General features: G+C 48.7%; 10 protein-coding genes. All 10 read right to left on the reverse strand.

The window, feature by feature from the left end; genetic code table 11:
• Positions 1 to 52: 52 nt before the first annotated feature.
• The 10 genes from LBJ36_09105 to LBJ36_09150 all read right to left on the reverse strand — a co-directional run bounded on the left by LBJ36_09105 (position 53) and on the right by LBJ36_09150 (position 14075).
• Entirely contained in the window at positions 53 to 2803 is a 2751-nt protein-coding gene (locus LBJ36_09105; GenBank protein ID MDR1379189.1) for a response regulator, read from the reverse strand.
• Positions 2804 to 2816: 13 nt separating this feature from the next.
• Positions 2817 to 3995 (reverse strand): hypothetical protein, encoded by a 1179-nt coding sequence (locus LBJ36_09110; GenBank protein ID MDR1379190.1) that lies wholly within the window; start codon positions 3993 to 3995, stop codon positions 2817 to 2819.
• Between the two features lie 164 nt (positions 3996 to 4159).
• A complete protein-coding gene (locus tag LBJ36_09115; GenBank protein ID MDR1379191.1) occupies positions 4160 to 5233 on the reverse strand; it encodes a response regulator in 1074 nt (357 codons plus the stop codon).
• Between the two features lie 379 nt (positions 5234 to 5612).
• A complete protein-coding gene (locus LBJ36_09120) occupies positions 5613 to 6092 on the reverse strand; it encodes a pyridoxamine 5'-phosphate oxidase family protein (GenBank protein MDR1379192.1) in 480 nt (159 codons plus the stop codon).
• Between the two features lie 131 nt (positions 6093 to 6223).
• Positions 6224 to 8803, reverse strand: a complete 2580-nt coding sequence (locus LBJ36_09125; GenBank protein MDR1379193.1) for an EAL domain-containing protein — start codon at positions 8801 to 8803, stop codon at positions 6224 to 6226.
• Between the two features lie 253 nt (positions 8804 to 9056).
• On the reverse strand, positions 9057 to 10388 hold the full coding sequence (locus LBJ36_09130; GenBank protein ID MDR1379194.1) for a hypothetical protein: 1332 nt from the start codon (positions 10386 to 10388) through the stop codon (positions 9057 to 9059).
• A gap of 182 nt (positions 10389 to 10570) precedes the next feature.
• Positions 10571 to 11533, reverse strand: coding sequence for a hypothetical protein (locus tag LBJ36_09135; GenBank protein ID MDR1379195.1), 963 nt, complete (start codon positions 11531 to 11533; stop codon positions 10571 to 10573).
• A gap of 671 nt (positions 11534 to 12204) precedes the next feature.
• Complete coding sequence (locus LBJ36_09140; GenBank protein ID MDR1379196.1) at positions 12205 to 13266, reverse strand: FkbM family methyltransferase; 1062 nt, start codon at positions 13264 to 13266, stop codon at positions 12205 to 12207.
• Positions 13247 to 13492, reverse strand: coding sequence for an SPASM domain-containing protein (locus LBJ36_09145; GenBank protein ID MDR1379197.1), 246 nt, complete (start codon positions 13490 to 13492; stop codon positions 13247 to 13249). The genes LBJ36_09140 and LBJ36_09145 overlap by 20 nt, the downstream gene beginning before the upstream one ends.
• 175 nt (positions 13493 to 13667) lie before the next feature.
• Positions 13668 to 14075: a hypothetical protein gene (locus tag LBJ36_09150; protein ID MDR1379198.1), complete on the reverse strand. Its 408-nt coding sequence runs from the start codon at positions 14073 to 14075 to the stop codon at positions 13668 to 13670.
• Positions 14076 to 14441 lie beyond the last annotated feature (366 nt).

Genomic DNA, 14441 nt, shown 5'->3' on the forward strand with positions numbered 1-14441 from the left:
AATTTACAAAAGTCAAATTCACAAAAGTCAAATTTACAAAGGATACAATACATTACATTAAAAGGCGCTCGATGACCGTGACAGCTTTCCCAAACTCGGATACGAAAGCGTAGTTGGAGATATCGGACAGGAACTTTTTCGCGTTCTCGTTCAGCGGCGTTTTCGCAAGATCTTCCAGCAGAGAGTCTATCATGCCGATATTTTCCTCTTCTAGGGCTTTTTTCAGCGGGAGCCACACCGAAGGATCCATCGTCGTCAGCGCGTCCTCCGCGGATCCTTTGCCTTCAGACGGAACTTCAGACGGAATAGGTTGGGACAAGGGCGAAACGGCGCGGATGCGTTCCTTTATCGTTGAGAGATTATCCAAAAAGCTAGGGAGCCGTCGCTCGATCTCCGTCACGTCACCGGCGCGTCCTAGGGTCTCCAGTTCTGCGGCTTCCTGAGATAAGGCTTGCGCCCCGATGCTGGCGGAAGCGCTTTTCAACGCGTGTACTTGGATGACGAACAGAGAAAGCCCCTTTTCGAGAGAGTCGGGGACGAGGTATTCTCGTAACACCGTCCATCGCTCTTTCACGTCGCGACGGTAAATGTCGAGCACTTCCCGATAGCCGGCCTCGCTACCTCCCGTCATGAGAATACCTTTTGCAACGTCGAGCCCTTCTATTTTTAGTGTCTCCACTTTCACCTCCTGCCGAAGAACGTTTTGGAGGTTCTGTCTCTTTCCCCTGGGTATCCATCGTTCCATGAGTTTCTTCAACACGTTAGTGTCGATGGGCTTGGAGAGGTAATCGTTGAAGCCATTCTTCAAAAACATCTCGCGCATTCCGGCTATGGCGTTGGCCGTCAAAGCCACGACGGGAAGGTCACGAAAACGATCTCCTTCCATCGCCCGAATGGCCGCCGTGGCGTCAATTCCGCTCATACCGGGCATCATGTGGTCCATGAAAACCAGGTCGTAGGCGTTGGACTTCACCAGCTCTACAGCTTCTTTGCCGCTCTCGCAGAGATCAACTTGCACTCCGTAAGGCGAAAGGAGGCCCTGGGTGATTTTGAGATTGGTGGCGATGTCATCCACTACCAGCACTCGCGCGCTAGGGGCCGTAAAGCGTACCGTTGATCTCGTATCCTGGCAGGTAGGTTCTACACTGACCGCCGCGCTGTTGAGCACGTTGGCGATGGATACCGAATAGGCCGGCATGACGACGATGGAAATATCTCGAAAGGAGGAAATCTCACCCAGATCCGCCAACAGCACGAGCTTCGTCTCCAAACTCAAACGCGCGATAATCTCTGAAGCTCTTTTCGCGAGAGACGTGGACACGAAAGCGAACTGGAAGCGCCCGCTTTTAAGTCTTATAAAAAACTCATTGGGTTCTGAGGTCATTGAGACGGGTACCCGGAGGTTCCTCAAGGTGGCGGCGATGGATTTTCTGTAAAGGGGCCGCTCGTCGCAGAAAAGCACTCGCTTTTGGGAAGCGTTCTCCACGGAGGCCAGTTTCGCACCGTTCGTGAAAGATTGAGTGAGGGTGGCCGTAAACGTCGAGCCTCTTCCGTATACGCTCGTCACCGTGATGTCGCCACCCATGGCGCGGCATAAATTCTTGCTGATCGTCAACCCCAGGCCAGCACCCTTGATTTTTTTGTTGAGTTCGGAACCGACCCGAACGAAATCCTCGAAAATATTCTCCAGTTCCTCCTCTTTAATGCCAGCGCCGCTGTCGGTAATGGAAAATGAAAACAAGATCTCGCCCTCGTCCATCGAGGCGCCCGTCACATTGAGGTGGATGAAACCCTCCGAGGTGTACTTCGCGGCGTTGGCGAGGATGTTAAGCAGAACCTGGCGAACACGTATTTCGTCCCCGATCAGGTTGTTGGGTAACTCTGAATCCACGTTGACCGCGAAGAGGATGTTTTTTTCGGCGATTTGCGCTCGTGTGATGTTGATGACGTCGCTGAGCAAAGAAGCGAAGGTGTAGGGAGTGGAGTTGATCGACATATTGCCGGACGCGACCTTTGAAAAATCCAAGATGTTGTTGATGATGGACAGGAGGTTGGAACCCGCTTCCCGGATGCCCGCGATGTATTCCTCGGTGGCGGGGGAGTTTTTCTCACGTAGGGCTAACTCGCTCATACCGATGATGACGTTCATCGGTGTTCGGATTTCGTGGCTCATACTGGCCAAGAAGGCAGACTTGACCTCACTCGCCCGCTCCGCTGCCTCCTTAGCGCGCAGAAGCTCCGTAATATCGTAAAACAGTAGGAGCGCGCCGCCGATGGACCCATCCTCGTCCGACATAGGCGTCACATATACCGTGTAATGACGCTGAGGAGTGATCCCGATAGATATCGTTTTGTTGGCAACGTCAGCGTGGCGGCTCCGTAAAGCCTTTTCCAACATTAACTGAATGTCTTCGACCACGTCGAGGGACACCGTATCCCGAAAGACATCCAGGAACTCCCGATCACCGACCAAACCAAAGCTGGAGATTCCAGCCATACGCAAAAAATAATCGGAACAATAAACAAGTCGCAATTTTTCGTCGAGCAAAAGGATGACGCTCTGGGCGTTGTTTAACAATAAATTGAAATACTTTGTCTGATTCGATTTTTCGGCGATGATGGTTTTCAGCAGCTTATCCTTCATGAGGTTGTAGTCTTTCGCGAGGTCGATTTCCCCTCGGGCTATCTGCAACCTGCGTCCAGTCACGCGGTTTTCATGTTCTAGTCGCTTGTTTTCCTTTTCCAATGCCTCTATTCTAGCTGTCAATGCCGTTGTCTCGACCCATGCCTCTTGAACATCCATCAAAAAATCTCCTTCACAATAGGCACCCAATGACGACAAAATTGTGAAAGCGATTGATCTCTTTGCCGCTTTTGGGATCGTTCCAAGGACAGAACTCGCCGCCTGAGTAGGTGAATAGGTAGGATACTCCAGACCCCTCCAACTCTCGTCGAATCAGATTCATCTCGGCCCTCGAATCGTAAAGCACTGTTCTTCGGCTGGCGCAGGAGAAAATCAGCAACGTTTTACGGTCCGGATTTTCTTTTTGGGTTTCTTTGACCGAATCCACCAGCTTTTTCGCGGTCGCGAGCACGTCGTCAGAGGCGTGAGCCCCCACCATCAGCGTTCCACTGGACGGCAGCGTGCCGCTCATAATCAAAATCCCATCCGGCGCGATGTCGGAGGAGATGAAGGTCTGAGGCTCCAAGCCGTTGTGGCTGTCTATCAAAAATGGAACCGCGTGATACAAAGTGGCATCTATTCCGCTGAAGCCGATTTTTTTTACATACTCCACCGCGGGCATATTGTTGATGGAGAGCAACCTGTTGCCCTCCGCTCCGGTTATTGCCGCTTTTTGTGTGAAGTTCTTCTTTTCCATGATCGTTCCGAGGAAAAATCGGGGTGAAACGGGACCGGAAAGCAAAAGGACCACTACTCTATCACCGTAAGATTCGCCGTTGTGAACCGTCTTCGAGAAACGGAACTCGTTGCCAACCAGGTGGAGGCCGATGGATCCGAACAGCGGCACTCCTTCCGAGGCGCGGTTCAGGGCGTCAGCGATAACATCACCTCCAATGCCCTCGTGATCCAGCATGGGTTGCAGGGCAATAGCCAGAGAGGGTTTTCCGGTCAGAGGAGCGGTAGCCTGCCGATACATGTTGCGAACAGAGGTTTCCACCTGCCCGAGAAGAGGCTCGGAGGCTCCGGTGGAGAACTCTACGTCGTCGCTGGTCAGCACGAGCAGGCTCAATATAAGTTCGTCCATTTCCCCTCGCACGAGGGCTCCGGAGGTGGAACAACCGATGACATCGAAAGGTAGGCGATCGCTCAGAGCTTTGACGACTCCTGACCCGATAAAATCGATATAGCAGAACAACAACCCCACCGCGTTTTTCAGCAGATTTTTCCTCAGATCCAACTGCTCCAAAATTTCACTGACCGCGGCGTCTACATCGTCCATCTCAAATGTATAAGCTGTCAATGCGTTAATCATCAATATTCCCCCCAAAAAATCATGGGTCGGAAAGAGTCTCGAAAGAGTCTCAGAAAGTTCCGCCTTTCAAATAGTAATAAATAGTAATAAATAATAACAAAGTTCCGCCTTTCAAATAATAACGCCAATTTCGTACCGTGACTTTATAGTGACTTTGTAGCGGGTCACATACCCGATATAAGTTTGAATTGCGCTTGCGCCTTGGAAAATATGTCGACCAGAGCCGGGTCGAAATGGTTTCCTCTCCCTTCTTTAATGATGGCGACGGCCGTCTCGTGAGGGAAGGGTTTTTTATAGGGGCGTTCCGACGTGAGGGCGTCGTAAACGTCAGCGATAGCCATTAGACGCCCCAGTAGCGGTATGCCTTCTTTTAATAACCCTAAAGGATACCCTGTACCGTCCCATTTTTCGTGGTGAGACGCGGCGAAAACCTTGGCATAATTAAAAAAATCGGTGTCCGTATCTCCATCCTCTATTCTTTCGATGATCTTGACGCCGAGCATGGCATGTTTTTTCATCTCATCGAATTCCTCCGGGGTGAGTCGTCCTGGTTTCTGGAGAATGTTATCGCGAATCGCGATTTTACCCACATCGTGCAATTGTGAGGACTGTAGCAACAGTTCCAGGTCCCAACTTTTCCCAATTTCCACGTAAAGCCCCTCCTCCAGCATAGTGGAAACCAAAATGCCCAAACAGCGTTGCGTTCGATCAATGTGGCTACCTGTTATATTGTCTCTACATTCCACCAAGTCGGCCATGGTTCTCAAAATTTTGTTTTGTAGCTTGACCACGGTTTTTGTTTTCTCCGCCACCATTTTCTGAAGGTTGTCGTTGTAGTTTTTAAGCTCCTGCTTCTGAGATTCCACCAACAGGTGAACCTCAATGCGTTTGCGCAGAAGCAGAGGTGAAAAAGGCTTCGCGATGTAGTCGATAGCCCCCAGGTTCAGTCCTTCTAGCTCACTTTCGTTATCGCTCCGAGCCGTTAGAAAGATAACCGGGATATATCGAGTTTTCTCTTTTTTCTTGAGGATTTTTATCGCCTCATAACCGTTCATTTCCGGCATATTGACATCGAGCAATATCATATCAGGCGTATTGCGCTCCAGCAAATCCAGCATCTTCTCGGCCGAAAGGACAGTGAACACGTCATACTTATCCGATAGAGCGTTTTTGCCGATTTTGAGATTCGCGATATTGTCGTCAACCAACATGATCACTTTACGCTGTTCTTCCGCCATGATAAAAGCAACTCCCGATCTTTGCGTCTCTTTGGGCTCTAGTTCTCTAAGCGTTTGGCAAACCAAGCCGTTGAAATTTTAGATGAGCCTTGGAATCCTGTAAAGTATAAAAGACGGGTCATTGATTGACTTGGCCATATCTCGTTCATAAATACGGGTTATATGATGGCAGAAACATCACTGCTAGCAGATACATTAGAAGGGAGGTTGTTTTTCCCGTCTGACGAGGCGCGCGCAAAACACAATACCACTTTTGGCGGATCAGTTTTTGGCGGATTAGTAACGGGTCTAGCATGTAGTGATCTTCTAAAGCGTCTGGCCCAGCTGTGTTGAAAAACTTTCCCATTGCTTGTGGTTTCACTACGTTTTTGTCCATCTCTCAAAACTCGACAGTTTTCGTCTCACCTGTGAACGAATAAAATTTGGCTGTGGCGTCTTTGAGATACCAGACCTGTGTATTGCCGTCATCCGCCGAATACCTGTCTTTCAGTATGGGGTAGGCATCGAGCAAAAACTGTTTTGCTTCTCTCCGATCATCCTCCACGACGACGGCCTGCACTCGAACCCATTGCCCTTTATTATCGTCGGCGCAGATTTCGATTTTGGGGTTGGCGGATAGTTGCTTCGAGATGTTTTTGATCTTGCCGGTTTGAATATAAATCCGACCCTCGAAAATCTCGAAAGTTCCAAAAGGGCGGACTCTCGGCCGATCTCCTTCGACGGTGGCAAGATAATAGGTGCCACATTTCTTTACGAAATCGCGGACTTCTTTCAACGCGGCTTCTTCTTTCAATATAGCTTCTTCTTTCAATATGGCTTCTTCTTTCAACATGGCTTCCTTGTCAAGGACTGTTTTCATTTCAAATCACCTCTCTTTAGATATTTTGGAACACCTGCCAGAAACAATGAATATCTTATCATTTGATGTCCATACTGATGTCCATACTAGGGAGGGGAATGTATTTTCGCCGGACAGTTTAAACAGTTTAATCAGAGTAGCCCTTCGAAAAATTTGGCGTCGGCCAGGATATTTTCTGCTTCCGTTAGGGAAATAGGTTGGGAGAAAAAATATCCTTGTCCCTTCGGTACGTTGTTTTCTATCAACCAGTGAAGCTGATTTTCATTTTCTATGCCCTCGGCTACGATGTCGAAATTCAGGTCTCGGGCCATGCTGATGATGGAGCGGACCATGAGCGAGTTCTTTTCGGAAAAAAAGAGCTGGTCGATGAAAGACTTGTCGATTTTGAGGTAGTTGATGGGCAGTTGACTCACATACTGAAGGGAAGAGTATCCCGTTCCAAAATCGTCCAGGGCGATCTTTACCCCGAAATTCCTCAGTTGGTTCAATTTTTCCTTGGCACTCTCCAAGCTATCGATGAAAATCCCCTCCGTTACTTCCAGCGCGAAGTAACGAGGATCCAAGGATTCTTCTTGGATTCGCTCGCAGACGAAAGGCATAAAACCAGGGTCTTTGAACGACGCTCCAGAGGCATTGGCGCTCAGGAGAAAGTCTGTGTCAGGGAAGGTTTTCGACCATTCTTTCGCGGCTTGGATCGCCTGGCTGATAATTTGCTTGTCAATTTTCGTGATGAGTCCCGTCTCCTCTGCTTGAGGAATAAAGGCACCCGGCGAAAGAAGCCCGTGTTCGGGGTGATTCCAGCGTGCTAAAGCCTCAAAACCGGCGAGGCGCTGAGGAGACAAGTGGTAGATAGGCTGGAAATAAGCGACGAATTCCGACGACGAAAGAGCTTTTTGCATGTCCGCCCGAAGGGTGAGCAGGTTGTGTTGAAGGTTGTGGTTGATCTTCTGGACTCCTTCTTCGGCGGCCAGAAACGTGATGGTGCCAATACCGTGCTTTTTACCGCGAATCAAAGCGTCCGATCCCAGCGCCAAAATCTGGTTGGTGGTGTTCGTGGCCTGAATACCCAGCACCACTCCGAAACTGGCGCTGGGAAAAACGGTCTTTCCCTCAACGTAGACGGGGGTGTTGAGGAGGCGCTGAATGCGCAGAAGCAGGGATTTGACGTAATCCTTCGAGGTTGTGCCGCGTATGATGATGCCAAATTCGTCTCCGCTCAGACGAAAGGAGGCGGCGAAACCGGCGATGATGTTCGTAATTCTCTTGGCGGCCTCGATGATCACCAGATCTGCGTTGCGCGGCCCCACTTGTTCGTTAACCAGCTTGAACTTGTCCATGTTGATAAAAACAACGCAAAAAGTGTAGTTGGGGAGTGTTTTGATGTTTCGAAGCTCTTTTTCCAGCTCGTCCCAAAAATAATGCCTGTTGGGCAGACCTGTTTGTGAATCGTAGAAAGCCATTTTGACGAGGCGATCCTCGATGATTTTGCGTTCCGTGAGATCGTGGGCGATTGAAAGAGTAAGGGTATCTCTGCCGAAGGTCAACGTTTCCTGGTGAATTTCGGCGGGGATTAGGCCGCCGTCGGCATGACGAATATTGACCTCGAACACGTTGCCCTCGCTTTTCAGGAACTCGTCGACTGGTCCCGTGTTTTTTCCCTTTTCGAGAAGAATGGACCTCAGAGAAAGCCCTAACAGTGCTCGTTCTTCTCGATAACCCAGCAAATCTCGCGCGGCGGCGTTGACCAAAAGGATCGTTCCGTCGGGGTCGCTCAATATCAACGGGTCGGGGACTCTGGAGATCAACATGTCCAGCGCGTCGAGCATGGCATTGAACGACATGCAAAGGCGCGTGATTTCGTCGTTGCCCTCCAAGGGAATCCGAAGATTCACCTGCCATTTGCTTGATATGTCGTCCGCTATTTTTTGTAGTTTCTGCAGCCGGTACAGGATCAGTTTGTCGAAAATGAACAGGACCAACGCCAATGTCAGGACACCAGACAAAAAGACCCAGGCGTATCGATTCGCGAGAGTTTTAAGTCCTACCTCATTGATTTGTCTTTCTTTGTCGTTGCTGATGAGAATTTTGTTGTCCTGTCCTATCATGTCCATATTCGCCAGAGTATAGTAAACGACGGCTTTCGTGTCGGAGGTAAACTCCACATAGACGCCATGAGGGTCGTTTTCTTTTTGGATACGTTCTTGAACACGTTTTTGAATCGAAAGGGCAGAAGTGTCTTGCGTGGACAGCAGTTGGAAATTTTCTCCCAAAACTCGTGATGCGAAGAGGAGAAAGGTCTCCAGTTCGTAGCCCACAACCGCCACTCGATTGCCCCTTTCCAGGATTGACGCTACGGCGACAACGTAACGCTTCTGGCCTATCTCCAAAATCCCGCTCGTTAACGAAAACCGCGGAAGACGTGAATTTTCGCCCTCTACGTCTTTATAAAGCCGGTGTATGGCTTCCGTCAAATTCCGGGAAAAGAGCGGGGAAAGAGGAATCGCGCGATGCTCCGCGTTGGAGACGTAGCCTTTTGCCTCTTGAGTGGCACAATCTACCATAGCCACAAAACCGTCCGATACATGGCTCTTCTCGCGAATGAGCAGTTGGTCGATCGGTTCACGAGCATTGTAAAGCTGTAAGGCAATATCATTTACTTCGCGGAGCAAATTCTCTTTTTCCGCTTGTAGAAGTTTTTCGAGATGAAGCATATTCCATTTGAAAAAGCGTTTTTCAAAAGTTTCAAAAATGAAAAGTAGCGTATGGCCGCTACTAAGGCTCATCAAACTTGTCAACAAGACCAGCAGAGTCAAAACGGAGTAAAGAAACTTATTGCGTAAGGACATCGATATCTCCTCGCATGTCTTCAAATTTGTACGAAGTATATTATACAAACCGTCGGCCATCGAGGCGCAAAAATGTTGCCTCCGACCCGGACTCGGTCGTGAATGCTCAAATGAGCATTCACTCGATGAATTTTCTCAGATTGGAAGCGACGAAGTGCACGAGAATCTTAAGGGCGGCGAGCTTTGTGTCTCTGTCGTTGATGAACGCGTTTTGCGAAGCCAGAGCGACGAAACCATCCAAGCGCCCCTCGTTCCAAAAGGGGAAAACGTAACGCATACGGGCCATCTCAGGCCAAGGGCACGTAAGCAGACTGGAAAAGTTCGTCGTTTGCGTGTCGAAACAAGCGTGTTCATTACCCGTTAGGGGAGGGGAAAGGAGAAGAATAGGTTCGAAGAGAGAAGGGATTCCCTCTTTGCGGTATTCTACCGCGAGATAACCTTGACGCTCCTTGTTCCAGATGACCAAGAAGCACTCGCTTTTCGAGATGAGTTCCGAGAAAATATCCGCCGTCAGGGAGAGAAAGCTGGAAATGTCCTTTGGGTGCTTCAACGCGTTCATAGCCTTTTCTAATGAGAGTATTGTGTAATCGTTGGAAGATATGATGTTTTTTCTAGCTGAGTTTTGGGTTCTCAAATTGTTGATAGACAGGGAGCGCGACGCCAAGTTACCCACTAGTTCCAAAAAGTTCAGGGTCTCTTCCGTGGGCAGCTTGTCCCACTGGGAGACGCAGAATAGCCGGTAAGGTTCGATGATAGGCAATACGACCTCATAGGGAGCATGGCCTCGCGTGACGACAATAGGCGCGGGGGGCAACATCGTTTGCTCATAGAACCCCTTTCTTTGGGGTGCGGGGCGTTCGTCTCCCTCAAGGAAGTTGAGGTTTTTGCCATCGTCCTGAAAAATAGAAAGTGTACGCGGAAAAAGGCTTTCGCGCAATACGTCCGCCAGAAAAGCCGCGTAGTAGTCAAGGGGCATGGGCTCGAAGATGGAAGCCAGGGTGTTTTTGGTGGCCAAAATCATGTAGGAGAGCCGCGCGAGAGATTCTTCTGTCACATTGACTTGCTGAAAGGCCTGCCACCAGGAAAGCAGCCCCGCGAAGGGGTGAAGTTCCGGGAGCAGCGCATCAGGAGACTGTCGGAGAAGAATGTAGAGGGACCAGTGCATACCGTAAACGCGCACGGCCCACGGCCATTCACCTTCGATCGCCGCTTTGTCTATGGAGAATTTTCCAGCTAAAACCCGCTCAGGAAAGGCGGAGATTAGTCGCGCGGCCTGCCCTCGCAAAAATAAACCTTCCGTCCGCACTCCTAGCGCGTCTATGATTTCAAGGTCTGTGTCTTTAGGAGTTACGACCAAAGCGGCCTCGACTTTGGGTCTGAGGAAATCGACCAGCAATTTTAACGCTCCTCCAGACAAAACAAAGTCTATTTGTTCGTAAAGCTTCTCCAAAATTCTGCACCTCCAGCCAAATTTTGAAACTTGTATTCAAAACTCATTATGGAGGATCTTATTCTATTATCGAGATACTGTCTATGAGCCTTCTCTATGATTTTCGATCATTTCACCATAATCCGAATAATTCGATGCCAAGGATTCGATGCCAAGGATTATCTTCTGTTAGGTCACACAGTCTAGATCACATAGTCCCAAAATTCTTCTTGGGCAAAGTCCACATTGCAGATAACGGCGTCTTCTTTAAATTGAAGCTCAGGGCTTCTGACGCTCACGCGCGTTTTTTCGGGCACGCTCTTCGTGATGAAGGCGTTGGATCCTATCACGACGCCCTCTCCGATGATTGTATCCCCTCCGAAGATGGAGGTTCCTGAGTAGATCGTAACGTGGTCCTTGATAGTAGGGTGGCGTTTCAAGCCCTTCAGCGTCTGTCCCCCTCGTGTGGAGAGGGCTCCCAGAGTCACACCCTGGTAGATTTTCACGTAATTGCCGATAATGGTCGTCTCCCCAATGACAATGCCTGTGCCATGATCGACGAAAAAGTGGTGTCCGATGGTAGCGCCTGGGTGGATATCGATTCCCGTGCGATTATGAGCGTACTCGGTCATCATACGAGGAATCAATGGTACTCCAAGCAAGTGTAGTTCATGGGCTAATCGGCTCACCATGATGGTGTAAATACCGGGATAGGACAAAATAATCTCGTCCGTGTTATAAGCGGCCGGGTCTCCGTCGTAAAAGGCTTCCACGTCCGTAGACAGTACGCGGCGTATGCGTGGGATCCGCTCCAAAAAAGCGTAGGTGATATAACCGGCCTCCTCTTCAATGCTCGTGTTTTCACCTTCTTCATCTTCATCTTCATTGTTTCTGGCGTTGCGTAACGCGCGCGCGATCTGTTTTTGAAGGTGGTAGGTCAAAGATCCCAGTAATTCACCTACGTAATACTCGACCGAGTCGCCTGTCAAACGTTTTTTGCTGAAGAAACCCGCGAAAATCAAATCTCGTAGTTTTTCAATCAGTTCGGCCACGATGGTTTCGTTGATCTGGTTTTTCGCCCCGATCTTGATGATGTTTTCTTCCTCTCGGTAGCTTACCAAAATGGTGTCCGTCAGTTTACGAATGTTTAATTCTTGAATGTTCATAGTGTGTCCTTTCTCAATGTGTAAAAAACATAGATAAATAAGAAACATAAATAAGAAACATGGATAAACATGGGTAAACATGGATAAAAAAAGGATCCCCTCGAAACAGGGATCCCCGCGTTATCCGAATAGGCGTCGTCTACAGCCGACCATATCGGGCGGAGATCCACTGTGAGCGCACGCCATTCTACACGCCGTTATAACAAGCGTCGTCAACTTCTCGATCACAAAAAAATGATAAAACATCCGCGCTCCTCCTTTCTTGAATCTTTTTTAGGATGTCAATAAATTTACTAGCAAGAGCTATCTTATAAGATCTATCTTATTCTCTCGACCATGAACTGTCAACAGTTTCGCTTCCGCTCAAAACCGCAGGTTGGATTTGTGATCGTCATTTTTGTTGACTTCGACAGTCTCGTTTGGGTTGACTCCGTTAAGCTTGTATGCGGCAAATTTGCCCACAGCGGCGGGTGTCGTTCTATAAATTTACTAGCAAGAGCTATCTTATAAGATCTATGAAGCTCAAAACGGAAATTCTCAGAGACCACAAAAACATTAGCGAGCGGGCCGTCCGTAAGGACCGTAGCGTTAGTCAGTGGTATCCGCAAGCGGCACTCTGTCGAACGCGCCCGCAATGGGTTTGATGTGTGACGGCATTTTTCTTTGCTCCTTTATATTACACAGTAAAGTATCGTTTCAGCAGCCAAATAATAGTAATGACGGATATACGCTTTATACTCGGGTACGAGTGATTTTATATACTCGGCAATCTCGTAGTAGTCGTTCGGCTTATGGTAAATGCAAATGGCCAACTTCGGCTTGTCGCGCTTGATAGTTTTCGCCGCGCCTTTCAAACCTTCCAATTCTGCACCCTCTATGTCGAACTTGATAAATGTCACTTTATCTTCGGCTGCGGCAACGCTGTCAACAGACCGTGCTTTGATTTCAACACTGCCTTCATCGCCGAGACGCGAACGCGCTTTATTGAGTTGCTGCTCATTTGTGATAAATTTAAGCGTTGTGTCCGATGACCAAATCGCCGCTTCTTGTATGTCAACGCAGTTGCATCCATATTTCAGAACATTCTGCTTTATACAGTCAATCGAGCTTTTTTCCGGCTCAAAAGCATAAATCTTCTTAACAGACGGCGCTTTTTTAAGCAATATTTCGCTGGTTTCGAAATCAAGACACCCGCCGTCTATGAACACTTCGTCACTTACCAGTCGCGGAATAATTATCTTTTCGTCAAAGTACATATCCATTTCCGGACGAAGCCAAAACACTTTGCTTTTTATGTTATCCGGCAGTACGCCCAACATTTCGTCAAAGTGCTTTTGCAAAGTCGGCGTAACAATTATAATGTCGCACTGCAAAATCTCCGAGTGCGTACATATATTCTCTCTCTGTTGTGGTGGAGATATGACTGTCTTGCCGAACAATGTTTTGCCTTGCGCGAAATTATCCCATACGCCGACACAGTTCTCTGCAAGCCCCAGTTTCTGGACATATTTCCCAAGGTGTTTTCCGGCATTCCCCACACCGTAGATGATATATTTGTTGTTCCGTAACATATTGGCTACTTTGCGGCTCTGCGCCGTACCGTCAACAACATCATAAATGCTGTCAAGTCCCTGTTCCGTATGACGTTTGCGTAACAGAAACAACTTGCGGGATTCGTCGTCACAAAGCCAGTCGTAAACCGCTTTCTCACGGTCAGTCAGTGTGTTTGTCACAGTGTTTTTCCTCCGAATAAAGTATTTTCCCTCCAAATAAATCGATGAGTTTATCGCTGTATTGATCCAAATAGTCGGCGTCGTGTGTACCGTAATCCGGCGAGTTGCAGGTGGCACAGTACTTGTTTTGTCGCCTACCGCTAATTTGCAGTCGCAGGAATTCGCGGCGCGTGCCGCCGTTCCAAATCTCGCTGAAACTCTCGCGCAGGATATTGCCGAAGATCACGGGAGCTTCGAGCGCACAGCATCGCCGACATTGCCGTCAGGCATAATCACCGCCACATAGAACGGCATGGCGCAAATGTTGACGCTCATCGCTTTTTGGCCCGTGTCTTTACGAGCGTCAAGTCCCCGCCGAGCGTGCCGTGGTCAATCAGTCGCATGACAGGCGCATGACAGGACTAAGGACTACATCCGCGATACACATCATCTACCCAGCCTCTAAACGTTACGTTCGGGTGAACAATCTTCCAATCGGATTCCCCGACCATAACGAACCATGCGTTCGGGATCAACTTGACGACCGCACCGACATAATCGAGAAAATCGTATGGTAACTTCTTATACGTTGGGGATCCTGCATATCCAACTACAAATTCGCCGCTGCGCAAGGAATAACCTGTCTTCGGCTCGATCTCTGTCGGGTCAAAGTCGCCGAAGCCATAAACAAGCGTTGACTTGCCACGAAATTCCGGCAACTTCAACGTTGCGGGCGTGGTCACCATAATATAATCCGCGCGGCCAAGTACGGGAACACCCGCCGCTTTACACCGCTCGATATGATGAAACTTGTGCGGTTCATCAAGCAATAAAATGCTGTGATTATCACCCGCCTGCTACCCAAGACGTGCAATTCCCGAAATCGCCTTGCCCATGCCGCCACCCATATGCGGGGTTAGTTATATGCACACATTCATACGCCGTTCAGTCCTTTTGCTATGTTCTTAAGCTTTTGTTCAAATCCAATGTTCAAATCCAATTGTTGGCACAAAGCCGGTTTCAAGTGTCATCTGTTAAATTGTCCAATAACTGGTATCAAAAGGTATACTTTTTGACAGCCACTTTGGCACTAACCAGCAACAGCAAAATAGCTAAACTTTTGTTAGGTATTATACCATAATTATCCCAAAATTTCGAGTTCAAATTTCAATTCTAGGGCTTTATCAAAAAGTATA

The sequence above is a fragment of the Synergistaceae bacterium genome (genome assembly GCA_031267575.1).
In the GTDB taxonomy this organism is placed as follows: domain Bacteria; phylum Synergistota; class Synergistia; order Synergistales; family Aminobacteriaceae; genus JAIRYN01.

What these genes read in the sequence shown, in the direction of transcription:
- LBJ36_09105 (MDR1379189.1), bottom strand. Translation starts at nt 2,803, where the DNA reads ATGGATGTTCAAGAGGCATGGGTCGAGACAACGGCATTGACAGCTAGA.
- LBJ36_09110 (MDR1379190.1), bottom strand. Translation starts at nt 3,995, where the DNA reads ATGATTAACGCATTGACAGCTTATACATTTGAGATGGACGATGTAGAC.
- LBJ36_09115 (MDR1379191.1), bottom strand. Translation starts at nt 5,233, where the DNA reads ATGGCGGAAGAACAGCGTAAAGTGATCATGTTGGTTGACGACAATATC.
- LBJ36_09120 (MDR1379192.1), bottom strand. Translation starts at nt 6,092, where the DNA reads ATGAAAACAGTCCTTGACAAGGAAGCCATGTTGAAAGAAGAAGCCATA.
- LBJ36_09125 (MDR1379193.1), bottom strand. Translation starts at nt 8,803, where the DNA reads ATGCTTCATCTCGAAAAACTTCTACAAGCGGAAAAAGAGAATTTGCTC.
- LBJ36_09135 (MDR1379195.1), bottom strand. Translation starts at nt 11,533, where the DNA reads ATGAACATTCAAGAATTAAACATTCGTAAACTGACGGACACCATTTTG.